The 23,442-nt window shown below is 73.2% G+C and carries 18 protein-coding genes; 9 read left to right on the top strand and 9 right to left on the bottom strand.

Features of this window, described 5'->3' with window-relative positions; translation table 11 throughout:
• Positions 1–23: 23 nt before the first annotated feature.
• On the bottom strand, positions 24–1,712 hold the full coding sequence (locus OHU35_RS07360; protein WP_189726372.1) for a hypothetical protein: 1,689 nt from the start codon (positions 1,710–1,712) through the stop codon (positions 24–26).
• 52 nt (positions 1,713–1,764) lie between these two features.
• Positions 1,765–1,959, bottom strand: coding sequence for a hypothetical protein (locus tag OHU35_RS07355; protein ID WP_030843336.1), 195 nt, complete (start codon positions 1,957–1,959; stop codon positions 1,765–1,767).
• Between the two features lie 298 nt (positions 1,960–2,257).
• On the opposite strand from OHU35_RS07355, the gene OHU35_RS07350 reads away from it, so the two are divergent.
• The 5 genes from OHU35_RS07350 to OHU35_RS07330 all read left to right on the top strand — a co-directional run bounded on the left by OHU35_RS07350 (position 2,258) and on the right by OHU35_RS07330 (position 7,734).
• The gene (locus OHU35_RS07350) at positions 2,258–2,650 is read left to right on the top strand and encodes an ankyrin repeat domain-containing protein (protein WP_359896521.1); all 393 of its coding nucleotides are present in this window, start codon (positions 2,258–2,260) and stop codon (positions 2,648–2,650) included.
• A 300-nt stretch (positions 2,651–2,950) separates the two neighbouring features.
• Positions 2,951–4,369 carry a HEAT repeat domain-containing protein gene (locus OHU35_RS07345; RefSeq protein ID WP_405505049.1) on the top strand — a complete coding sequence of 473 codons (1,419 nt, stop codon included), beginning with the start codon at positions 2,951–2,953 and terminating at the stop codon, positions 4,367–4,369.
• A 187-nt stretch (positions 4,370–4,556) separates the two neighbouring features.
• A complete protein-coding gene (locus tag OHU35_RS07340; protein ID WP_405505048.1) occupies positions 4,557–5,684 on the top strand; it encodes a glycosyltransferase family 4 protein in 1,128 nt (375 codons plus the stop codon).
• Complete coding sequence (locus OHU35_RS07335) at positions 5,681–6,871, top strand: glycosyltransferase (RefSeq protein ID WP_189726368.1); 1,191 nt, start codon at positions 5,681–5,683, stop codon at positions 6,869–6,871. Before OHU35_RS07340 ends, OHU35_RS07335 begins: the two co-directional genes overlap by 4 nt.
• The gene (locus OHU35_RS07330) at positions 6,868–7,734 is read left to right on the top strand and encodes an SGNH/GDSL hydrolase family protein (protein ID WP_405505047.1); all 867 of its coding nucleotides are present in this window, start codon (positions 6,868–6,870) and stop codon (positions 7,732–7,734) included. Before OHU35_RS07335 ends, OHU35_RS07330 begins: the two co-directional genes overlap by 4 nt.
• A gap of 33 nt (positions 7,735–7,767) precedes the next feature.
• Here OHU35_RS07330 and OHU35_RS07325 read toward each other — a convergent pair whose 3' ends face one another.
• The 5 genes from OHU35_RS07325 to OHU35_RS07305 are packed head-to-tail and all read right to left on the bottom strand — an operon-like array spanning position 7,768 to position 12,156.
• Positions 7,768–8,637, bottom strand: coding sequence for a biotin-dependent carboxyltransferase family protein (locus OHU35_RS07325; protein WP_189726366.1), 870 nt, complete (start codon positions 8,635–8,637; stop codon positions 7,768–7,770).
• On the bottom strand, positions 8,634–9,251 hold the full coding sequence (locus OHU35_RS07320) for an allophanate hydrolase subunit 1 (RefSeq protein ID WP_189726365.1): 618 nt from the start codon (positions 9,249–9,251) through the stop codon (positions 8,634–8,636). The genes OHU35_RS07325 and OHU35_RS07320 overlap by 4 nt, the downstream gene beginning before the upstream one ends.
• A complete protein-coding gene (locus tag OHU35_RS07315; RefSeq protein WP_405505046.1) occupies positions 9,248–10,006 on the bottom strand; it encodes a LamB/YcsF family protein in 759 nt (252 codons plus the stop codon). Before OHU35_RS07315 ends, OHU35_RS07320 begins: the two co-directional genes overlap by 4 nt.
• Before the next feature lie 15 nt (positions 10,007–10,021).
• A complete protein-coding gene (locus tag OHU35_RS07310; RefSeq protein ID WP_405509184.1) occupies positions 10,022–10,843 on the bottom strand; it encodes a putative hydro-lyase in 822 nt (273 codons plus the stop codon).
• 11 nt (positions 10,844–10,854) lie between these two features.
• The gene (locus OHU35_RS07305; RefSeq protein ID WP_359896535.1) at positions 10,855–12,156 is read right to left on the bottom strand and encodes an MFS transporter; all 1,302 of its coding nucleotides are present in this window, start codon (positions 12,154–12,156) and stop codon (positions 10,855–10,857) included.
• A 171-nt stretch (positions 12,157–12,327) separates the two neighbouring features.
• On the opposite strand from OHU35_RS07305, the gene OHU35_RS07300 reads away from it, so the two are divergent.
• From OHU35_RS07300 to OHU35_RS07285, 4 genes are all read left to right on the top strand, one after another.
• A complete protein-coding gene (locus tag OHU35_RS07300; protein WP_405505045.1) occupies positions 12,328–13,023 on the top strand; it encodes a GntR family transcriptional regulator in 696 nt (231 codons plus the stop codon).
• A 69-nt stretch (positions 13,024–13,092) separates the two neighbouring features.
• Complete coding sequence (locus OHU35_RS07295; protein ID WP_189726361.1) at positions 13,093–14,619, top strand: hypothetical protein; 1,527 nt, start codon at positions 13,093–13,095, stop codon at positions 14,617–14,619.
• Between the two features lie 50 nt (positions 14,620–14,669).
• Positions 14,670–15,551, top strand: a complete 882-nt coding sequence (locus tag OHU35_RS07290; protein ID WP_189726360.1) for a hypothetical protein — start codon at positions 14,670–14,672, stop codon at positions 15,549–15,551.
• Between the two features lie 56 nt (positions 15,552–15,607).
• Positions 15,608–20,245, top strand: a complete 4,638-nt coding sequence (locus tag OHU35_RS07285) for a hypothetical protein (RefSeq protein WP_405505044.1) — start codon at positions 15,608–15,610, stop codon at positions 20,243–20,245.
• Between the two features lie 72 nt (positions 20,246–20,317).
• On the opposite strand, the gene OHU35_RS07280 is transcribed toward OHU35_RS07285, so the two are convergent.
• The gene (locus tag OHU35_RS07280; protein ID WP_405505043.1) at positions 20,318–21,868 is read right to left on the bottom strand and encodes a GMC family oxidoreductase; all 1,551 of its coding nucleotides are present in this window, start codon (positions 21,866–21,868) and stop codon (positions 20,318–20,320) included.
• A gap of 10 nt (positions 21,869–21,878) precedes the next feature.
• Positions 21,879–23,441: an APC family permease gene (locus OHU35_RS07275; RefSeq protein WP_189726357.1), complete on the bottom strand. Its 1,563-nt coding sequence runs from the start codon at positions 23,439–23,441 to the stop codon at positions 21,879–21,881.
• Between the last annotated feature and the right edge of the window lies 1 nt (position 23,442).

The raw sequence follows: 23,442 nt of genomic DNA, 5'->3' as shown, positions 1-23,442 counted from the left end.
CGTGGCCGGGTCGCCCGGCGTGGCTAGGTCGCCTTCGCTCTCGTCTTCGCCGGCTTCGTCAGAACCGGTACCGGATTCGGAATCGAGTCCTTCGGCTTCGTCAGGACCGGTACCGGATCCGGCACGGGTTCCGGCTTCGGGTCCGTCGTGAGCGGCTCCGCCTCCGTCCCCTCCGGCTCGGGGACGGTCTCCCCGTCCGCCGGTGTCGTGCGCGGCGGGAGGAGGTCCAGGACCGCCTGGCGGTGGGCGTCGGACGTGGCGTCGTCGTAGGGGTTCGGTGTGGCCGGGACCTGGAGGCGGTGGACCGGGCCCATGCCGAGGCGGGCGTAGCCGCGGCCGGGCGGGACCTCCTCGACGGGGGTGGTGTGCGGGGGCGCGCCCAGGACGGACTCGAGCTGCTCGGCCGTCGCCGGGCCGAGGACCACGCGCGCGCGGGTGTGCTGGCGTACCGGTTCGCCGAGGGCCTCCATGGTGTCCAGCTGCTCGGCCACGACCACCGTCACGTTCGCCGGGCGGCCGTGCCGGAGGGGGACCTGGAGGAGGGACTGCGGGTCCTTGCGGTCCTGGGCGGCGGCCAGGTGGGTGAACGCCGTGGGACGGTCCAGGAGGATCCACAGGGGACGCTTGGTGTCGTCCGGCGGCGGGTGGCCCGCCTGGTGGGCACGGTTGGCGGCGATCAGCCGGCGCTCGGTCTCGGTCGCGGCCCACTCCAGGCTCGCCAGCACTCCGGGGAGGCCGCATTCCACGGCCAGCACGCCGTCCCGGCCGGTCAGGCAGGCGTACTCGCCGGTGCCGCCGCCGTCGACGATCACCACGTCGCCGTGCTGGAGGGCCTGCAGGGCGATGGACCGCAGCAGGGTCGAGGTGCCGGTGCCCGGCTGGCCGAGGGCGAGCAGATGGGGCTCGGTGGAGCGCAGGCCCGTGCGCCAGAGGACCGGGGGCACGTCCCGCTGCTGTTCGCCGTGGCCCAGGGGCAGGGTGCGCTGGACCCTGGTGGGGTCGGTGAAGCCGAGGACCGTCTCGCCCGGAGCGGTGACGAAGCGCTGGGCGGCGATGTCGACGGCGAGCGGCGTGAGCACGCTGACCGTCAACTGGTTGCCTTCCTCTTCCCACGAGAAGTGGTATTCGCGCCCCCGGCCCGACTTGGCCGCGAGCAGGCCCTCGATCCGGGCGCGGGGCTCGGCCTCGCCGTCGGCGAAGTACGCCGGGTAGTGGATCACCAGGTGCGAGATCCGGCCGGTGCCGTCGAAGGCGTAGGTGGGGAAGGCCTTCTCCCAGGTGCCGCCGTGGGAGTACAGGGGCTCGGGGTCCTCGGCGGTGGAGAAGTACGGCACGAGCGCCTCGTACAGGGACTGCAGGCGCTGGGCCTGCGACTCGTCCGGCCCGTCGGACGCCGAAGCGGCGCGTTCCCGGCCCTGCCATGCGGCCGCCGCCATCAGGGTGATGGCGGCGAGCAACGGTCCGTACGGCATCAGCGCCACGACCAGGATGACGGAGGCCGCCAGGAACAGCAGCGCTCCCCGTTTCTCCTTGGGGGTCTCGCTCCATCTGCGCCGTCCGGCCGCTGCCAGCCGGCGCAGACCGCGGGTGAGCGTGATCAGCGGGTGGAGGACGTCGGTGGCGCTGTCGGCGGCCGTCCGGGCCAGCTCCCGGCTCCGGACGAGCTGCGCGCTGCCGTTGCTCAGAATGCGGGGGAGGGGGCGCCGGGACACTGCTGCCTCCAGAGAGTGCGTACGGGCGGGATGCGTACGGGGTGCGGGGCCGTCAGAACTTGATTCCGCCGAGGAGGCTCGCCAGGCTCTCGCCGCCTGCCTTGATGCTCGGGGCGATGGCCGTGCTGGCCAGGTAGAAGCCGAAGAGCATCGCGACCACGGCGTGCGACGCCTTGAGGCCGTCCTTGCGGAAGAAGATGAAGACGACGATGCCGAGCAGGACCACACCTGAGATGGAGAGGATCATTTGGGTTCTCCTGGTTCGCGGGGACAGTCACCATGAGTACTTCCAGGCTCACAGGATGTATCCGTGCGATAAAAGGTGCAACTGGGTGGGAATGGGGTGGTTTCCCCCGGGCTGCGGAGTGGTCCCGGAACCGGTCGAGCTGGGGTGTTGTGCTCGCCCGGGTCTGTGGTGATCTTTACCTCGGGCACATCGGGTCATGTGCCGCGCGAGCCAGTACCCTGGCGATTCACTCGTACGGCTGCACCGCTCGCAGACGTGCGCACCCGGCGTGATGAGCAGTGGAGAGGCGGTCCGGCCGATGACCGAAGTCCCCGACCCCGAGGTCGTGGAGCTGGCGACCAAGATCTTCGATCTGGCCCGGCGGGGACGGACCGAGGCGCTCGTGGCCTATGTCGACGCGGGTGTTCCGGCCAACCTCACCAATGACCGCGGCGACTCGCTCGTGATGCTCGCCGCCTATCACGGCCATTCCGACGCGGTGCGCGCGCTGCTCGCCCGAGGCGCCGAGGCCGACCGGGTGAACGACCGAGGCCAGACCCCCATCGCGGGAGCGGCCTTCAAGGGCGAGACCGAAGTGATCAGGGCACTCCTGGAGGGCGGCGCCGATCCGTCCGCCGGCACGCCCTCGGCCGTCGACACGGCCCGGATGTTCGGCCGGACGGAATTGCTCGAACTGTTCGGCGAGCGCTGAGCCCACCAGGCTGACCTGGAACGACACAGAAAACGGGGGAGGCGGTACAGGGCCGCCGAAATTTCGGTCGCGGCAGACGGAACAGCCGGGTCATCATGACGACGTGGTTCACGGACGTGATGGTTGGGCAGGTGTTGCCGCACCGCGCGGGCCGTGACGCGGTCCGCAGGGGCCACCGACGAGAGGCAGAGGAAGATGGTCTACAGCAAGCAGGAAACGGCGGGCACTCCGACGTGTTGTCGCGCGGCCAGGTAGTACACGTCCCCGGTTGCGTCGACGCTTGATGTGAGGCTGTTTCCCATGTTCGATCCGGTCATAGCGCCCAGCGGTACGCTGCTCGGCCTGCTCCAGCGGGGCCGCGGCGACGGCACGCTGCACGCGCTCACCGCCCCGCGCCCCGAGGCGCTCGCGGCGTTGAACCACTGTGTGCTGCGCGATCCCCGCCACGACTGGCAGGTGGAGAACCGCTCCCTCTACTACGCCCGCCTCTACCTCGACCTGAACGGCGAGCTGGACGCGATCGAGGCCCACCTCTTCGACGCCGAGGACGTCCTCGACACCGAAGAGTCACGCACCGGGCTCGCTCTCGCCGTCCTCGGGCACCTCGCCTCCTACGGCAGGCGGGACGCGCTCGAACTGCTGCGCAGGTACGCCGCCCACGGCTCGAACTGGGCCTGGGCCCTCGACGAACTCGCCCTCAGGGACGACGACGCCGGCCTGCGGGCCCTCGCCGCGCCCGTCCTCGCCCGGTTCCCGGCCGATCCGGAGGGCGAGGCCGAGCTGGCCGCCACCGTCCGCGATGCCTTCGAGCCCCGGCCGTGGCGGCTGTGGGCCGAGGATCCGCGCGAATCCGTCTCCACACGCGTGCGTGCCGCCCACGAGGCCGGCTGCTTCGACCGCTGGCAGCGGCAGATGCGGCCGACGGGCCCGCGCCCCGGATGGAGCGTGCAGGCCGTCTTCGAATGGGCCCAGCAGGGCCTGGACCGGGGCGCCGCACTCCACGTCCCGGCCGCCCGCTGCCTCACCGCCGTGGCGGGGCCCGAGGACCGGGCCGAGATCGTCCAGGCCGCGAAGGACGGCGGCGACGGAGCCCGGTGCACCGCCCTGCGCTACCTCGCCGAAGGCAACGACCCCGACGCCCTCGACCTGATCGAGGGCGCCGTGGCCACCGGCTCGACGGTCGTCGTGGAAGCCGCCGTCGACGCCTTCGAACGGATGCGCAGTCTCACCGCCGTGGACCGGGCGCGCGGCTGGGTGCACCGGCCCGACGAGCTGGGTGCCGCCGCCGGACGCGTCCTCGCCTGCCTGGGCGGGGTGCACGACCGGGACCTGGTCCTCGCGGCGCTACGGGAGGCGGTGCGCGGCGAAGGCCCCGACGCGCCGACCCTGTGGACCCTGGTCGACGGCACCGGACGGCTCGGCATCGCCTGCGCCGCACCCGTGCTCCGCCACGTCTACCGCGAGACCGCCTCGTCCCATCTGCGCGGCCGGGCCGCCCGGGCCCTCGCCGCCACCGACCCCTCCTTCGCCACCGGCTTCGCCGTCGAATGCCTGTGGGACTGCGAGGAGACCACCCGCGAGATCGCGGCCCGGCACGCCGAGACCGGCGACACCCGGGTCGTGGAGCGGCTGCGCCGGCTCGCCGCCGACCCGGCCGAGGAGGCCGAGGTCCAGACGGCCGTACGCAGCCGGATCGGTCCCGAGGAGACCGCTGTGTGACCCCCCTCCGTTCCAGGACGCCAGGGCGGAATCAGGCCGCCCGGGTGAACGAGGGGTGACTCGCGGGTCAGGAGCGCATGGACGCGGCCTGACCTGCGCGGGTGCACCTCAGAACGCTCATAGGACGTTCCTCGTTCGGAAAGATCCACGTTGACGCGGCCACGTCCGGCCCGGCGACAACACCGGTATGCGTGTCGTCATCGTGACCGAATCCTTTCCCCCCGACGTGAACGGCGTGGCCCACTGCGCGCTCCAGACCGCCCGGCACCTCGTCGATCGCGGTCACCATCCCGTCGTCGTGGCCCCGGCCCCGGCGCCCGGCAACAAGCCCGACGCCTCCGCGCCGTGCCGCGTCGTCCACGTCCCCTCCCTCCCGCTCCCCGGCTACCCCCAGGTCCGCGTCGCCCTCCCCAGCCGCCGCCTGGCCGCCACCCTCGTCGAGCACCGTGCCGATGTCGTCCACCTCGCCAGCCCCTTCGTCCTCGGCGTGCGCGGCATGGCGGCCGCCGCCCGCCTCGGCGTCCCCGCCGTCGCCGTCTACCAGACCGACCTGGCCGGATACGCCCGTACGTACATGGGCGCCGGAGAGGCCGCCGCCTGGCGGCGCATCCGCTCCGTCCACGGCGCCGCCGACCTCACCCTCGCCCCGTCCAGCGCTGCCCTCAACGACCTGGAGACGCACCAGGTGCCCCGGGTCAAGCTGTGGCCGCGCGGCGTCGACACCGAACGTTTCCGGCCGGACCGCCGCGACGAGACCCTGCGCCGCGAGCTGGCCCCGAACGGCGAGCTGATCGTCGGCTACGTCGGCCGGCTCGCCCCCGAGAAGCACGTCGAACTTCTCGCCGGTGTCTGCGGCCTGGAGGGCGTCCGGGTCGTGATCGTCGGCGACGGCCCCAGCCGGCCCGGCCTGGAGCAGGCTCTGCCCGGCGCGGTCTTCCTCGGCCGCCGCACCGGTGACGATCTCGCCCGGGTCTTCGCCTCGCTCGACGTCTTCGCGCACACGGGTCCCTTCGAGACCTTCTGCCAGACCGTGCAGGAGGCCATGGCCAGCGGTCTGCCGGTCGTGGCGCCCGCCGCGGGCGGGCCGCTGGACCTGGTCGCGCACGGGCACACCGGGCTGCTGGTGCCGCCGCACGACGCGATGGCCGTACGGGACGCGGTGCGGTCCCTGGCCGCCGATCCCGGACTGCGGGCCGCCTTCGGCGCCGCCGGGCGCGCCACGGTCGAGGGCCGCACCTGGGCTGCCGTCGGCGACCAGCTGATCGGGCACTACGCGAACGTGCTCGCCGGGCGCAGGACGGTGGTGGCGGCATGAACGGCTCGCGTTCGAGCGACCACGGCAGCCGCCAGTCGCTGCGGATCGTCCGGCTCGCCAACTTCGTCGCACCCGCGTCCGGCGGTCTGCGCACCGCCCTGCGTGAACTCGGCAAGGGCTTCAAGGAAGCGGGGCACGAGCCCGTCCTCGTCGTCCCCGGCGAGCGGATGAGCGACCGCGAGACCGAGCAGGGGCGGGTGATCACCCTCCCCGGACCGCTGCTGCCCGGCACCGGCGGCTACCGCGTCCTCGCCGACAAGCGGCGGGTGGCCCGGCTCCTCGAGGAACTGGCTCCGGACCGGCTGGAGGTGTCCGACCGTACGACCCTCAGGTGGACCGGCAAGTGGGCGCGGCGCGCCCGGGTCCCGGCCGTGATGGTCTCCCACGAGACCGCCGACGGCGTGCTGCGCACCTGGGGCCTGCCCGAGGGGGCCGCCCGGCGTGCCGCCGACGCCCTCAACGTCCGTACGGCCCACACGTACGCGCGCGTGGTGTGCACCACCGAGTTCGCCGAGCGGGAGTTCGTGCGGATCGGGGCACGCAACGTCGTCCGGGCCCCGCTGGGCGTCGACCTGGTGCAGCGGCACCCGGCGCTGCGCGATCCGGAGCTGCGGGCGCGGCACGCGCGCGTGGACGAGACGCTGCTCGTGATGTGCTCGCGGCTGTCCGTGGAGAAGCGGCCCGGCACGGCGCTGGACGCCCTGGAGACGCTGCGTCGGCGCGGGCGACGGGCGGTGCTGGTGGTGGCGGGCGACGGTCCGCTGCGCGCGCGGCTCGAACAGCGGGCACGTGAGAGCGCCTTGCCGGTCACCTTCCTCGGGCATGTCTCCGACCGCGGGCTGCTCGGCGCGCTCCAGGCGTCCGCCGATGTCGCCCTGGCACCGGGGCCCGCCGAGACCTTCGGGCTCGCCGCGCTGGAGGCCATGGCGTGTGGCACGCCCGTGGTGGCGAGCGCGTCGTCCGCGCTGTCGGAGGTGATCGGCTCCGCCGGGTCCGTCGCGGCGGATCACGGGGAGGCCTTCGCGGACGCCGTTGACCTGCTGCTGGAAGGCCTGGAGGCGGACCGGCGCGAGGCCGCACGCGCGCGTGCGGAGTGCTTCGGGTGGAACGCGGCGGTCGACGCCTTCCTCGCCGCGCACGACGCGGCCGTCCCCGTGCGCCCGTACGTGCCCGGAGGCGTGGCATGAGACCCCCGCGGTTCGTGGGAACCCCGCGTTTCGTGGCCCTCGGCGACTCGCTGACCGAGGGCGTGGGGGACCCCGTCGGCGACGGGTGGCGCGGCTGGGCCGCGCTGCTCGCCGACGGGCTCGCCGAGGGGCCCGCCCGGTTCACCAACCTCGCGGTGAGCGGGGCGCAGACCCGGGACGTGCTGGAGCGGCAGCTGCCCGCCGCGCTGGAGCTGCGGCCCGAGCTCGTGTCCGTCGTCGTCGGCGTCAACGACACCCTGCGCTGCACCTTCGACATCCAGGCCGTCGCGGCCCGGCTCGACCGGGTGTACCAGGCCTGCACCGAACAGGGCGCGGTCCTGCTCACCGCGTGCCTGCCCGACCCGGGCACGATGCTCGGCCTGCCGGGGGCGCTGGCCCATCCGCTGGCGCGGCGGCAACGGGCCGTGAACGCGGTCGTCCATGCCCTGTCCGACCGATACGAGGCCCTGCACCTGCACGCGTGCCAGGGCGACTGGACCACGGACCGCGCCATGTGGAGCGCGGACCGGCTGCACCCCGGCGAGCGGGGACACCGGCAACTGGCCCTGCGCTTCCACGCGCTGCTCGCGGAGCACGGCCTCGCGACGGGGCGTGCGCCCTCGCCCGAGCCCGACTTCCCCGTCCCGACGAGGTCGGCGAGCCTGTGGTGGCTGGCCACGGCCGGTACCGGCTGGGTGGCGCGCCGCTGCACCGACCTGCTGCCCCAGCTCCTGACACTGGCCGCCGACGAACTACGGCACCGAGCCCGGGGGACCAGCGCCCGGCTCGACCTGCGGGCCTCCGCGGCCGTGTCTGCCGCACTGGCCGCGCTGTCGGTGGCGGAGCAGGCGGACGCGGCCTGACCGATCAGAGGTGACCGGCCCGGTCCGGACGGTTCAGCGACGCCGTACGGCCACGAAACGGACCGGCGTGCCCGGGACCGCCTGGGCGGCGGCCGGAAGGTCGGCGGCTCGGACCACCGCGATCACCGGATAGCCCCCGGTGGTCGGATGGTCGGCCAGGAACACCACCGGCCTGCCGTCGGGCGGGACCTGGACCGCGCCCAGCACCATGCCCTCGCTGGGGAGTTCACCGTGCCGGGCCCGCTCCAGGGCGGGGCCCTCCGTGCGCAGCCCGATGCGGTTGCCGGCGGCGGACACCCGGTAGGCGCGTGAGAGGAAGGCGCGTACGGCCTCCGGCGTGAACCAGTCGTCGCGCGGGCCGAGTGTCACCCGCAGGACCAGTTCGGCCGGCGGCGCCGGCTGCGGGGCGACGTCCACGCGCGCGTGCACACCGGTCGGCCGGCCCAGCGGCAGCACCGTGCCGTCCGTGAGCAGGGCCGGGCCGAGCCCCGACAGCAGGTCCGTCGAACGGCTGCCGAGCACGGGCTCGACGGCGATGCCCCCGGAGAGACCCACGTAGGCGCGGACGCCCGACACGGCCGGGCCCACGTCCAGCAGCGCCCCGGCGGGCACGCGCACCGGCGCACCCCAGGGGACGGGCCGGCCGTCCATCGTGACCCGGCAGTGCGCGCCCGCCACCGCGATCGTGACCGTCGAACGGGGGCGCACGGCACAGCCGTTGAGCGTCGTCTCCAGCACGGCCGCCCCGGGCGGATTGCCGACCAGCCGGTTGACGAGGTCCGCGGCCGGCCCGTCCAGGGCACCGGAGCGGGGGACGCCGAGATGGGCGTGCCCGGGGCGGCCGAGGTCCTGCACGGTGGTCAGGGCCCCGGCCCGGACGACGGCGAGGGCACGATCCGTCATGACCCCGCCTCGGGTACGAACCGCACACGCGTGCCGGGCGATAGCAGCGCGGCCGGCACCCGCGCGTGGTCCCACAGGACGGTGTCCGTCGTGCCGATCAGCTGCCAGCCGCCCGGCGACGAGCGCGGATACACGCCCGTGTACGGGCCCGCCAGCGCCACCGACCCGGCGGGGACGGCCGTGCGCGGGGTGGCCCGGCGCGGGACGTCGTAGCGCGACGGGAGCCCGGTGAGATAGCCGAAGCCGGGCGCGAAGCCGCAGAAGGCGACCCGGAACTCCGTCTCCGCGTGGATGCGGGCGACCTCCCGCTCCGGCACGCCCCAGTGCGCGGCGACATCCGCCAGGTCCGGGCCGTCGTACCGCAGAGGGATCTCGACCACCTCACGCGCGCGTGGCGGAGCGGGCGGCAGTTCGGCGGCGGTCAGTTCGGCGGCCAGCCGGGCGGGGGAGTCGAGGCCGTCGAGGAGGACCGTACGGGCCGCGGGGACGATCTCACGGGCCGACAGCGAGCCCTCCGCGCGGCGTCGCAGCAGCTCCGCGTGCAGGGCCTGGGCCTCGTCGCCCGAGGCGACCTCGACGAGCAGCGCGTCCTCGCCGACGGGCCGGACCTTCATGCGAAGGCCTCCACCCGGATCCCCGACGACTCCAGCCGTTCCCGCACCCGGCGCGCCAGCTCCACCGCGCCGGGCGTGTCACCGTGCAGGCACAGGGAACGCGCGCGTACCTCGATCCGTGTCCCCGAGTGGGAGGAGACCTCGCCGGAGCGGGCCAGGCCCAGGGACCGCTCCACGACGGCCTCCGGGTCGGTGACCACGGCCCCGTCCCGCGTGCGCGGCACCAGCGTGCCCGCGTCGGTGTACGCCCGGTCCGCGAACGCCTCCGTGACGACGGGCAGTCCGGCCTTGCCCGCCAGGCCGAGCAGACGCGAGCCGGGCAGGCCCAGCACGGGCAGCGCGGCATCCGCGAGGAGCACCCCGTCGACGACCGCGGCGGCCTGCTCCTCGTCGTGCACGACACGGTTGTAGAGCGCGCCGTGCGGTTTGACGTAGGCCACGCGGGAGCCCGCGGCGCGGGCGAAGACCTCCAGTGCACCGATCTGGTAGGCCACTTCGGCCGCCAGCTCGGCGGACGGCACGTCCATCGCGCGCCGCCCGAACCCGGCCAGGTCCCGGTAGGACACCTGGGCGCCGATCCGCACCCCGCGCTCGGCCGCAAGCTCGCACACCCGGCGCATGGTGGCCGCGTCCCCGGCGTGGAAGCCGCACGCCACATTGGCGCTGGTGACCACCGGCAGCAGCCGTTCGTCGTCGGTGAGCCGCCAGCGGCCGAAGCCCTCGCCGAGGTCGGCGTTCAGGTCGATCGAGGTCACGTGTCGCATCTCCTGTCAGGCCACGCGGTACTGCTCGTCGCGGGCGTCGGTGAGGAACATCTGCCCCGGGGCGTGCGTGAGGGCGAACGGCGGACGCGAGGCCATCACGGCCGCCTGCGGGGTCACTCCGCAGGCCCAGAACACCGGGATGTCGTCCGGTTCGGTGTCCACCGGGTCGCCGAAGTCGGGACGGCCGAGGTCGTCGATGCCGAGCCCCGACGGATCGCCGCAGTGCACGGGGCTGCCGTGCACCGCCGGCAGCAGGCTGCTCTCGCGGATCGCCGCGGCCAGGTGCGGGGGCGGCACCGGCCGCATGGACACCACCAGCGGTCCGTGCAGCCGCCCCGCCGGACGGCACTGCCGACTCGTCACGTACATCGGGACGTTGCGGCCCTGCTCGACGTGGCGGATCGGGACGCCCGCCTCGCTCAGCGCCCACTCGAAGGTGAAGCTGCATCCGATCAGGAACGACACCAGGTCGTCCCGCCAGTACGCGCGCACGGCGGTCGGTTCGTCCACCAGTTCGCCGTCCCGCCACACCCGGTAGCGCGGCAGGTCGGTGCGCAGATCCGCGCCGTCGGCGAGCACGGTGGTCCAGGATCCGGCGTCCGTGACGTCGAGGACCGGGCAGGGCTTGGGGTTGCGCTGGCAGAACAGCAGCATGTCGTAGGCCCAGTCGGCGGGCACCGATATGAGGTTGACCTGGGTGTGGCCGGCCGCGACCCCGGCCGTGGGGCCCGTCAGGCCCTCCCGGAAGCGGGCGCGGGCCGTTTCCGGGTTCCACGCGTGCGCGTGCTCGTCGACGAGCACCACGGGGCGGTCCTCGGTCTCGGTGATCGGCGTGGAGTTCACGTGAGCTCCTTCCCGCGCGTCTCCGGCAGCCCGAGCAGCGCCAGCGCCGCGAGGCCGTAGCCGATCGCCCCGAAGACCAGTGCGCCGCCGACGCCCCAGCTGTCGGCCAGGAAACCGACCATCGTCGGGAACACGGCGCCCACCGCGCGCCCGGTGTTGTACGTGAAGCCCTGCCCCGTGCCGCGTACCGCCGTCGGGTACAGCTCGCTCAGGTAGGAGCCGAATCCGCTGAAGATCGCCGACATGCAGAACCCGAGCGGGAAACCGAGTACCAGGAGCAGGGTGTTGGCGCCGCTCGGGATGTTCGCGTACGCCAGGATGCAGATCGCCGACAGCAGGGCGAAGAGCCAGATGTTGCGCTTGCGGCCCAGCTTGTCGGTGAGATAGCCGCCGGTGAGGTAGCCGATGAAGGCGCCCGATATCAGAAAGGTCAGATAGCCGCCGGTGCCGACGACGGACAGCTCCCGCTCGGACTTCAGGTACGTCGGCACCCAGGTGGCCAGCGTGTAGTAGCCGCCCTGGACACCGGTCGAGAGCAGCCCTGCGAAGATCGTCGTGCGCAGCAGTCCGGGCTTGAAGATCGCCGTGAAGGAACCCTTGTCCGCGCTCTGCTCACGAGCGGCGGCGGCCTCGGGCGCGTCGTGCACACTGCGCCGCAGCCAGATGACGAGCAGCGCGGGCAGCGCCCCGGTCCAGAACATGATGCGCCAGGCCAGGTCGTCGCCGGCCACCGAGAAGACCAGCGTGTAGGCGATCACGGCGAGGCCCCAGCCCACGGCCCAGGAGCTCTGGATCGCGCCGAGCGTGCGGCCCCGGTGCCTGGCGCTCGCGTACTCGGCGACGAGGATCGCGCCGACCGCCCACTCGCCGCCGAAGCCGAGGCCCTGGAGGGCGCGGAAGACCAGCAGCGTCTCGTAGTTGGGCGCGAAGCCGCAGGCGACGGTGAAGACGGCGTACGTGATCACCGTGATCATCAGCGCCTTCACCCGGCCGATGCGGTCCGCGAGGACGCCCGCGAGGGCGCCGCCGATCGCGGAGACCACCAGCGTGACCGTGGTGAAGAGACCGGTCTGGCCGCTGTTCAGGCCGAAGTAGGCGGACAGCGCGACCATGCTCAGCGGCAGCGTGAAGTAGTCGTACGAGTCGAGGGCATAGCCGCCGAAGGCACCGGCGAACGCGCGGCGGCCACGCGGGCCGAGGGCGCGCAGCCAGCCGAACGCCCCGTCGTCGGCGGTGCGTTCGGCCGCGTCGGGGCGTGTGTCGTCGGTCAGGGACTGCGGTGGAGGGGTCGTGCTCATGGGCACCTCGCAGAGGGAGGACGGGGGGTGCTTCGGGGTGAGCCGTGCCGTGCGGAAGCGGTCGGCGCCGCGGTGGGGGAGGCGACGCCGTGCGTAGCACCGTAGGGGATTGTTCAACGATCCCTCAATACCCATGTTGGTTCTTCTTGTGATCTGCGATTGAATTCCGGCATGGCAGAGCAGCTGAAGGACCTCGCCGACGACCGGGCTCTCCTGGGGCGCACCAGCACCGCCGAACGCGTCTCGGACATCCTCAGAAGCCGGATCGCCGAGGGCTATTTCCCGCCCGGGACGCGCCTGTCGGAGGACAGCATCGGCGGTGCGCTCGGCGTCTCCCGCAACACGCTGCGCGAGGCGTTCCGCCTGCTCACACACGAACGCCTGCTCGTCCACGAGCTGAACCGGGGCGTCTTCGTCCGGGTCCTGACCGTGGAGGACGTGGAGGACATCTACCGCACCCGCCGGCTCGTCGAGTGCGCCGTCGTCCGCGGCCTCGGCGAGCCGCCGTACGGCCTCGACGGGCTCGCCGGTGCCGTCGCCGAGGGGCGGCGGGCGGCCCGGGAAGGTGACTGGAAGGGGGTGGGTACGGCCAACATCCACTTCCACCGGGAGCTGGTCGCCCTCGCCGTGAGCGAGCGCACCGACGAGCTGATGCGGAGCGTCTTCGCCGAACTGCGGCTCGCCTTCCATGTGGTGGACGAGCCGCAGCGGCTGCACGAACCGTACATCGCACGGAATATCGCGATTCTTGAAGCCCTTCAGGCCGGGGAGCGCGGCAAGGCCGAGCGTCTGCTCGCCGGCTATCTGGACGACTCGCTGGAGCGGGTCGTGGAGGTGTACCGGCGGCGGGTCGGCGAGGACGGCTGACGGGGCCGCCGAGGGGGCGTACCCGCGTCGTTTGGGTGGTTGTCAGACCCAGGACCTAGTCTGTGCACCGTGACTTCGCCTGCATCGACGGACAGCGTTCCGCCCCAGCTCAGCGCGGGGCCGCGCCCCGCGCCGGGGCCGGCCGCCGACGAGGGCCTGGCGCGGCGCCTGCGCGCGCTCGCCTGCACGGCACCGCTGCACGACCTGGACGCGCGCAAGGCCAACCTCGCGGGTGAGTACTCGGTGTACGGCATGGCGGAGGTCGCGCTCGCGGCCATCGACCTCGTCACCCTGAACATGGACTTCGACACGGGCGCGGACCACGACCAGATCGTCGCCCGCCTCATCCCGCGCATCGCCGCGCAGGCGCCGCGGCGGCCCGCCGCCGAGCACGAGCGGGTGGCCCGCTGGGTCCTGGAGAACCTGATCAACGTCGGCAGCGTCGACCGCGGCTTCCGCGCGGTGTACGGCACATTCGGGGCGGACGGCACATATGTGCGCCGTGACTACGACTTCAAGCTGATCGAGGAGGTCCCCGGCCCCGGCGGCACGGTGTATCTCCGTACGACGGACGAGGCGGTCAACGTCCTCGTCGGCGCCCTCGACACCGATGTCACCAGCGCGCAGATCGCCGCCGAGGTCAAGCTGGAGGTGCTGATCAGCCGCGGCCGGCTCGCCGACGCCCAGCTCGCGGCCGAACAGGCCCGCTACCGCACCGTGCAGTACTCGGAGACCCTCCGCAGGGCTCTCGACGCGACCCGGCGCAACGTGCGCGCGGTGGACTGGCTGAGCACCGTGCCCGACATGATCGCCGAGGCCCTGGAGCACGTCGCCGACCGCTATCGCCACGAGAACGCGATCCTGACCAACATCCGCAAGGCCCGTGACGAGTCCGAGGACCCCGAGCACAAGCGCCGGGCCGCCGAGCTCGTCGACATCGTCAAGGACTGCATCCGCCGGCACACCCAGTTGCAGTCCCGGCTGCTCGAGGCCGGACCGCTGTTCCGCGCCGAGCAGGACCGGCAGGCCTTCGCCACCCCGATGACCACGGCGGGGATCGACCTCTACGGCCATCTCGTCGCCCCCGTCCTGCCGCTGTCGCTCGAGCGGGCCGTCCGCGTCACGGACGCCTTCTTCGCCCGCGGCACCGGGCTGCGCACGCCGGTGTCCGTCCGGGTCGGGGACCTTGTCGACATACTGCTGACGCCGCCGGTGGAGCGGGAGCACCTGGGCGCGGAGATGCCCGAGCCGGATGTCATCGCCACGCCCGACGACAGCCGGTTCAGCGAGGAGCAGATGGCGGCCGCGCAGGAGCTGCTCGACCTGCCGGCCGACGCCCCGCGCCGGCTGTCCGGGCTGCTCGCCGAGGCCCGCCGCCAGGATCCCGAACTGCCCTACCTGGTGGCCCTGCTGGCGGTGCACGCGGCCAGCCCGCCGGTCGGTACGGCTTATCGGCAGGGCGAGCAGAAGCTGCTCTTCGCCGTGGACGACGGAGCCGAGCTCGATGACCCGGAGTTCGGCGGGGCGGACCTGATCGTCGGGACGGCGCTGCTGGACGCGGCGGGGATGGCGGCGGATCGGACCGAAGCGGCATGAGCGAGTACCAGCGGCATGAGTGAGTACCAGAGGAACAAGGAGCCCCGACCGTGAGCGAGCACGTCGAGTGGAGTGAGCCGGAGGGACCGGCCCCGACGGCCACCGCCGCCGTCACCCCCGCCGACGCCGCCGACGCGGCGCGGCTCGTGTCCTTCGGGTTGCAGCCCAAGCTGCAGCCCGCCCGCGACCAGGAGTACGCGGACCTGCTGCGGCGCTACCGCGAGGACCCGCCGTTCGCGCGGCTCGCCGACGCCGTGGCCACCGGTCTGGGGCTCATCGTGCTGGAGGTGTCCCCGCGCGCGGGCATGGCCGTGACCGCTGCCGAGGACTCGGTGTTCGCCGTGCGCATGGGCGACTACGCGCGTCGTACGTCCGCCGACGGCGGCGACCGTTTCCTGCACGGGCTCGCCCATCTCGCCGTCGCCGCCATGGCGTTCCCGCGCCCGGAGGACCTCGCCGACGACGGCTACATCGGCCGGGTCACGGTCAACGGCGTCGACGCCTTCGTGCGCCAGGCCTGCCGCCGCCTGGAGGAGCGCGCCGCCGAGCAGGGCGAGAACACCGACCCCGCCACCGACACGCCCGGCCTGGAGGCCGCCTGGCGGATCTGGGTGCGGCGCAGCGCGACCGGTGCCACCAAGGACGCGCGCCGGCTCGCCGGTTCGACCACCGGCATCGTCGCCAAGGCCGTCGCCTTCCTCACCGAATCAGGCTTCCTCCAGCGCACCGGCGACGACAACGGCGGCACGTACCGCACCACCGCCCGCTACCAGCTCCAGGTGCGCGACATGGCCGGCAGTGCCGCGATGGCCGAGCTGCTGGAGCTGGGCGTCGTCCCGGTCACCGACGGCACACCGACGCTGCTGCCCGCCGAGGAGAGCGACGACCTGGAGCTGGTGGCCGACGCCGGGCTGCCGTTCCACTCGTCCTAGGCCTCCGCCGCCCTGCCCGACTTCCCCGACCTGCCGAAGACTTACGAGAGTCCGCCATGTACGAGCTGTCCCGGGTCCGCCTCTACTCCATCGGGCCCGCCGGTGCGCGCTACGCCGACACCGTGCTTGACCTGCGCGGTGTGGGCGAGACCGTGCCCGACCCCGCGCCCACGCAGGCGGAGTTCTTCGAGGAGGAGCCCGTCGGCCCGCCGCGCAGGCCCGCGCCCGCCGGCGTGCTCTTCCTGGAGAACGGCGGCGGCAAGTCGGTGCTGCTCAAGCTGATCTTCTCCGTGATGCTGCCGGGCCACCGGAACACGCTCGGCGGCGCCAGCTCCGGCGTGCTGCGCAAGTTCCTGCTCGCCGACGACTGCGGACACGTCGCGCTGGAATGGCAGCACGTGCTGACCGGCGAGTGCGTCGTCGTCGGCAAGGTCAGCGAGTGGCGCGGGCGGCAGGTCTCCAACGACCCGCGGAAGTTCGCCGAGGCCTGGTACTCCTTCCGCCCCGGGCCCGGACTGAGCCTCGACAACCTCCCCGTGGCCGAGTCCACCGCCGTACGGGCCCCGGTCGAGGGCCAGTCCGGCGCACGCGGCCGGCGTCGCACCATGAAGGGCTTCCGCGACGCCCTCACGGAGGCGGGCAAGACCTACCCGCACCTGGAGGTGCACTGGGAGGAGATCCACGACCGCTGGATCGAGCACCTGGGCGATCTCGGCCTCGACCCTGAACTCTTCCGCTACCAGCGGGAGATGAATGCCGACGAGGGCGAGGCCGCCGGCCTCTTCGCGGTCAAGAAGGACGCCGACTTCACCGATCTGCTGCTGCGTGCCGTCACCGACACCCGCGACACCGACGGACTCGCCGACCTGGTGGGCGGCTTCGGCAACAAGCTCGGCCGGCGCGCCGAGCTGATCGCCGAACGCGACTTCACCGCCGGATCGGTCGACCTGCTCGGGCGGATCGTCGAGGCCGCCGAGGCCCGCACCCGCGCGCGGGACATCCACGCCGGAGCCGAGCGGCGTACGCGGAACCTGGCCCGCAGGCTGTCCGCGCGTGGCGTTCAGGAGCGGACCCGGGCCGCCGACCTGGCGCAGCGGGTCACCGCCGCCGCGTACGCGGTCACACACGCCGAGGCGGCCCGCGAGCGCAGCGCGCTGATCTCCGCCGAACTCGCCTACCGGCACGCCTCGCTGGCCCTCGCCGCGGCCGAGAAGTCCGCCGCCGCGCAGAAGCGCGAGCTCGCCGACGCCCGCACGCTGTACTCCGCGTGGCAGGCCGCCGAGGCCGTACTGCGCCACCGCGCCGCCGCTGACCGCGTCGCCCGGGTGTCCGCCGCGATCCAGGAGGCGGAGCGCGACGCCGCCCCCGCGCTGGCCGCCCGCTCCAAGGCAGCCGTCGATCTCGTACGGGCCCTGCACGCGGCCGCGGGAAACGCCGAGAACCTCGCCGACGAGGAGGAGGAGCGCTCCGCCGGCCTCCAGGAGGTCAGCGACTCGGCCTACCGCGACTCCACCGCCGCCGCCACCGAGGCACAGCGCGCCCGCAGCGAGGTCGGGCACCTCAAGCAGCGCCTCGCCGAGGTCGAGCAGGAGACCGCCGAGGCGGTACGGGCCGGCTGGCTCGACGACAGCGCGCCCGACGCCGATCCGGCCCGCGCGGCCCTCGCCGCCAGCGACGCCGAGAAGACCGCCGTCGCGGCCTGGGACGCGGCCCGCGAGGCGTCCCACCGGGCCACGGAACACGCGCGCGAGGCAGCCGCCACCGAGACCCGCGCGGAACTCACCGCGGCTCGCGCTGCGGACGCGGCCACGGCGGCGGAGCGGTCCTACGAGGCCGAGCGCCGCACCGCCGAGGCGCTGGCGGGGGAGGAGCGGCTGGCGGAGCTGCTGAGCCTGACCTCCGAGACCCGGCCGGGCATCCCGCAGCCCCGCCACGGCTCGGACAGCGAGCCGGCCATGCCCCCCGCGTCTGGCGAACAGAGGCTCACCCCCGAGGAGCTCGACCGCTTCGCCGACGACCTGCGCGACCTGCTCGACGACGCCGTCGGCTCCGCCGAACGCCAGCTCTTCGACCTGCGTACGGCCGCCGCCGACGACTCCCGGATCCTCGGCGCGCTCGGTGACGGCGGCCTGCTGCCGCCCGGCCCGGACGTGCTGGCCACGGTCGAGTACCTCGGCGAGCACGGCATCCCCGCGCTGCCCGGCTGGCGCTATCTCGCCCAGGCCGTCGACCCGGCCGACCACGCCCGTGTGCTGGCCGCCCGGCCCGAACTCGTCGACGGCGTGATCATCACCGACCCCGACTCCCACGCACGCGCCCGGGAGGCGCTGGGCGACGCGGCGCTGCTGCCTCGCTCCGCCGTGGCCGTGGGCACGGCAGCCGCCCTGCTCGCCCCGACCCCCGCCCCGGACACCGACAGCGGCGACGTGTTCCTCATCCCGCCGAACCCGGCCATGCACGACGAGCACGCCGCCGACGAGGAGCGGCAGGCGCTGCGCTCCCGGGCGACCGAGCGGGACGAGGAGATCCGCGCGCTCGCCGCCCGCCTCGGCAAGGACCGCGAGCTGGCCGCCCGGCTCGCGTCCTGGCGCACCGGCTGCCCCGCCGGCCGGCTGGCCGAACTGGCCCGGGCGGCACACGACACCCGCACGTTCGCCGAGGAGTCGGAGGCCGAGCTGGCCGAGGGGCGCACGGTGCGGGCCGAGGCCGACGAGACCGCAGCCGAGGCCGCCCGGGTCCGGGACGAGCGGCAGGAGGCCGCCCAGAAGGCCCGCCGCTCCGCCGACGCCCTCGCCGGGCTCGCCTTCCGGCTGCGCGAGCGGGCCGGCTGGCAGGTCAAGCTGAGGGAACTGGCCGACGAGGCGACCGAGGCCGAGGCGGGCGCCCAGACCTGTCTGGAGCGCGCCCGCGCCGCCGACGAGGACCGGCGCGCCGCCCAGCGCGCCGCCGACGACGCGCGCCGCACCGCCCGCGCGCTGCGCGCCGAGCGCTCCGAGATCGCGGGCGCCCCCGACGACGTGCCCGAGGACGAGACCCAGACCCCGAAGGCCTCCCTGCCCGCCCTGCGCGAGGCCTACCGGGCCGCGTCCCAGGTGTACGAGAAGGTCGGCGTGGGCGCCGACCTGCGGGCCGAACAGGCCCGCGCGGAGAGCGACGAGAGCGCGGCCCGTGCGGAACTGGACCGGCTGAGCAACAAGGTCCGTACGCGCGCGGAGCAGCTCCTCGAATCGCCCGACGGCTCCGACGGACCCAGCCGCCAGGCCGCCGCCGCCCGGGCCGAGGAGCTGGTCCAGCTCCTGGAGACCCGTGTGTCGAACGCGAGCGAGCAGCTCGGGCGGCTGCGCGGCGAGGCCGAACGGCACGCGCCCGAGGACGGCGAGGCCCACACCGAACTCCCCGAGGACGCGCAGCCCCGCGACGCCGAGCACGCGCAGACCCTGCTGCGCACGGCCACAGGCGAACTCGCCTCCCACACCGAGGCACTGAACCAGGCACGGGACGCGCACACCGAACTCCTCGACGCCCACCGCTCGGCCGAGGACGCGGCGGGCGGGTTCGACGAGATCGCCGCCATGCTCCGCGACCTGCTGCGCGAGCACGCCACGGACGAGGAACACGAAGAGCCCGATGCCTACCCCGGCAGCCCGGAGGAGGCCCGGCAGTCGGCCGCCGAGGCCCGCCGCTCCCTGCGCGGCTGCGCAGCCGACCTGTCCGCCGCCGAGGCCGCCGTCCGCGAGGCCAGCGACATCCTCGTCCGGCACGCCAACTCCACGCGCTACGAGCAGGTCCGCACCCCGGCACGGCAGCAGATCCGCGAACTGCCCGCCTCCGCGCTGCCCGAGCACGCCCAGAAGTGGGCAGACGCCTTCGCGCCCCGGCTCCGGGTCCTGACGGACGAACTGGAGCAGCTGGAGCGCAACCGCGACTCGATCGTGGACCGTCTGCGCGGCCTCGTCGAGTCGGCCCTGGCCACCCTGCGCTCCGCGCAGCGGCTCTCCCGCCTCCCGGAGGGCCTCGGCGAGTGGTCGGGACAGGAGTTCCTCCGCATCCGCTTCGAGGAGCCCGACCAGGCCACGCTCACCGAGCGGCTGGGCGAGGTCATCGACGAGGCGACCCGCGCGGCCGTCAAGAAGAACTCCGACCTGCGGCGTGACGGCATGTCCCTGCTGCTGCGGGGTGTCGCCGCGGCGCTGCAGCCCAAGGGCGTCGCCGTCGAGATCCTCAAGCCCGACGCGGTGCTGCGCGCCGAGCGGGTCCCCGTCGGGCAGATGGGCGACGTCTTCTCGGGCGGTCAGCTCCTGACCGCTGCCATCGCCCTGTACTGCACGATGGCCGCGCTGCGGAGCAACGACCGGGGCCGCGACAAGCACCGGCACGCCGGCACCCTGTTCCTCGACAACCCCATCGGCCGCGCCAACGCCACGTACCTGCTGGAACTCCAGCGGGCGGTGTCGGACGCGCTGGGTGTCCAGCTCCTGTACACCACGGGTCTGTTCGACACCACCGCGCTGGCCGAGTTCCCCCTCGTCATCCGCATGCGCAACGACGCCGACCTGCGGGCCGGCCTGAAGTACATCAGCGTCGAGGAACACCTCCGCCCGGGCCTGCCGCGTGAGACTCCCGCCGGGGAAGCCTCACACAGCGAGATCACGGCCACGCGGATGTTCAAGCGCCCGGCGTCGAGCACTCCGTAGCTGCGGGGCAGTGGGGAACCGCGGGCACGTCGTGACCGGCCGCGCAGTTCCCCGCGCCCCCGAGGCGCTCCGCTACGCGTCCTCCCGCAGCAGATCCGCGCACTTCTCGCCGATCATCATGGTCGTGATGCATGGATTGACGGTGACCAGATCCGGCATAACCGACCCGTCGGCCACCCGCAGCCCCTGAACCCCCTTGACCCGCAGTCGCGCGTCCAAGGGGGCCGAAGGGTCGTCGTCCGCACCCATCTTCACCGTGCAGGACGGGTGATAGACGGTGTTGTGCGTCTGGTGGATGTAGCCGAGCAGTTCCTCATCCGTCCGCACGTCCGGGCCGGGCGCCAGCTCCGCCCCCGCCCAGCCGCCCAGCGCGGGCTGCTCGGCGATCCGCCGGGCCAGCCTCAGCCCGTATGTCATCACCCGCACATCGTGCTCGTGCGTGAAGTACCGCGGATCCACCCTCGGCTTGTCCCGGTAGTCCCGCGTCCGCAGCCGCACCGTGCCCCGCGACCGCGCGCGGGTCACGTTGGGCGTGAGGCAGAAGGCGTTCTCGGAGGTGGGGTAGCCGTGCCGGGCGGTGTTCATGTCGAACGGCACGGACCCGTAGTGGAACATCAGATCCGGCCGGTCGAGCCCCGGCTCGGTGTCGTAGAAGACGCCCGCTTCCCACCACTGGCTGGACGTGGTGGTCATCGGCTGCCGGGCCTCCCACATGATCACGCCCTCGGGGTGGTCCTGGAGGTTCTCGCCGACGCCCGGCGCGTCCACGACCGTCTCGACGCCGACCTCGCGCAGGTGCCCGGCCGGTCCGATGCCCGACAGCATCAGCAGCTTCGGCGAGTCGATCGCCCCGCACGAGACGATCACCTCGCGCCGGGCCCGTACGGTCCGGGTGTGGATCAGATCCGGGTCGAGGTACTCGGCGCCCACGCAACGCCGCCCGTCGAGCACCAGCTGCTTGGCCCGTACTCCCGTGCGTACCTCCAGGTTGGGCCGCTTGCCGAGGATCGGGTGCAGGTAGGCGACCGAGGACGACTGGCGGATGTTGTTCTCGTCGGAGTTGATCTGGAACCAGTTGGCGCCCCGGACGACCGTCCGGCCCGTGTTGAAGGCGACCGTGGGGATGCCGGCCTGCGCGCACGCCTCCAGCAGGGCCGTGCCGCACGGGTCGTCGCTCTTCAGCGTGCGCAGCTTCACCGGGCCGGTGCGGCCGTGGTGGTCGCCGGGCGCGTCGTTGTTCTCCAGCCGCCGGTACAGCGGGTACAGGTCGGCCGCGCTCCAGCCCGTACAGCCCGCGGCCGCCCAGTCGTCGAGGTCCTCGGCGGGTGCCCAGAAGGCGATGCAGGAGTTGTGGGAGGAGCAGCCGCCGAGCACCTTCGCCCGGGCGTGCCGCATGAAGCTGTTGCCGCTGGCCTGCGGTTCGACCGGATAGTCCCAGTCGTAGCCGGACTCCAGCAGCCCCATCCAGCGCTCCAGCCGCAGGACGTCGTCGTCGCCGACGTCGCTCGGGCCGGCCTCCAGCACACACACCGTGACGGAGGGGTCCTCGGACAGCCGGGCCGCCACCACGTTGCCCGCGGTGCCGCCGCCGACCACGACATAGTCGAACTCATGCGTACTCATGGGTCCTCCTTCAGTCGGCCGCCGGGGCGGTAAGGGGAGACGAGGCCGTGGTGTCCGAGCGGTGCTCGGCGAGCACGCCGGTCCGGTGCCGCTGGACGAACCAGTAGTAGGCGAAGCCGCCGCCCGCGATGACGGCGACGAACAGCACCGCGCCCCAGCGCAGGTACCAGTGGTAGGGAGCCGCGGCGTTGTAGACCGCGGCCCGCGGCCAGATGAGGTTGAGCGTCATGGCCCCGCCCCAGAGCACGGCCAGGATGTTGACCGGCAGGCCCCAGCGGCCCAGGGAGAAGCGGCCCTCGCTCGCGGGCTGCCACTTTCCGCGCAGCCGGGCGACCAGCAGCGGCACCGTGACGCCCAGGTAGGCGAGGTAGATCATGATGATGCCGATGCTGGTGACGACGGTGAAGATCTGCGGCTGGCGGATGTTGACCACCAGGATCGCCAGCGCGAGGATCCCGATGATCACGGTCGGCAGGACCGGCGTCTGGAACCGCGGGTGGCACTTGGCCAGCTTCGAGGACGCGGGCAGGTTGTTGTCGCGGGCCATCGCGAACGCCAGCCGGACTGCGGCCGTGTGGACCGCCAGGGCGCACACCGTCACCGCGATCAGCACGCACCACAGCATCGCCTTGCCGGCCGTCGGGCCGAGCACGTCCAGGACGATGTACTGCAGACCGTCGGTGGACAGCTTCTCACCCTTGAGGCTGGACACGCTCATCAGCGCGAGCAGCAGGATCAGACCGCCGAGCACGAAGGACGCGACGATCGCGCGGATGATCGCGCGCGGTGCGTTCCGGGTCGGGTCGAGGGACTCCTCGCCGAGCGAGGCGGCGGTGTCGAAGCCGTACATGACATACGCGGAGGCCAGTGAGGCCACCAGGAAGGCACCCAGGTACCCGTTTCCGTACCCCGCGCCGGTGCCGTGCGTCTCCATGACGACCTGCGGGCCACGCGTGATGTGGACCGCGAACAGGACGATCAATACGACAGTGGCGATCAACTCGATGAACACGCCCGCCGTGTTGATCCTGGCCATCAACTTGACGCCGAAGGCGTTCACCAGGGTGGTGAACAGGATCAACACCGCGGCCAGGATGACCGCGTTGGTCGCCACGTCGTACGTACCGGTGCCGTCCCCCACGAACTGGAAGAACGACGAGATCTGCGGCAGGGTCAACTGGTAGGCCAGCGCCACGGCCGCGATGGACACGATCGAGGCGATCAGCATCATCCAGCCGGCGAGCCAGCCCAGATGCGGATTGCCTATCTTCTTCGACCAGTTGTATACGGAGCCCGCGACGGGATAGCGGGCGGCGAGCTCCGCGAAGCAGAGCGCGACCATGAACTGGCCGACGAAGACCATCGGCCACGACCACCAGTAGGCGGGGCCGCCGCTGCCGTAGCCGAAGTAGAACAGCTGGAAGGTGCCGGTCAGGATCGATATGTAGCTGATCCCGGCGGCGAAGGTGTGGAAGTTGCCGAGGGTGCGCTTGAGCTCGGGTCTGTAGCCGAACTCGGTGAGTTCGGCGTCGTCCTGGCCGGGGGCGTCTGTGGACTGCGCGGTCGGTCTCATG

It is taken from the genome of Streptomyces purpurascens, assembly GCF_045040895.1.
GTDB lineage: Bacteria > Actinomycetota > Actinomycetes > Streptomycetales > Streptomycetaceae > Streptomyces > Streptomyces purpurascens.
The sequence above is the reverse complement of the archived record's forward strand: the minus strand, read 5'-3'. Positions and strand labels throughout refer to the sequence as shown.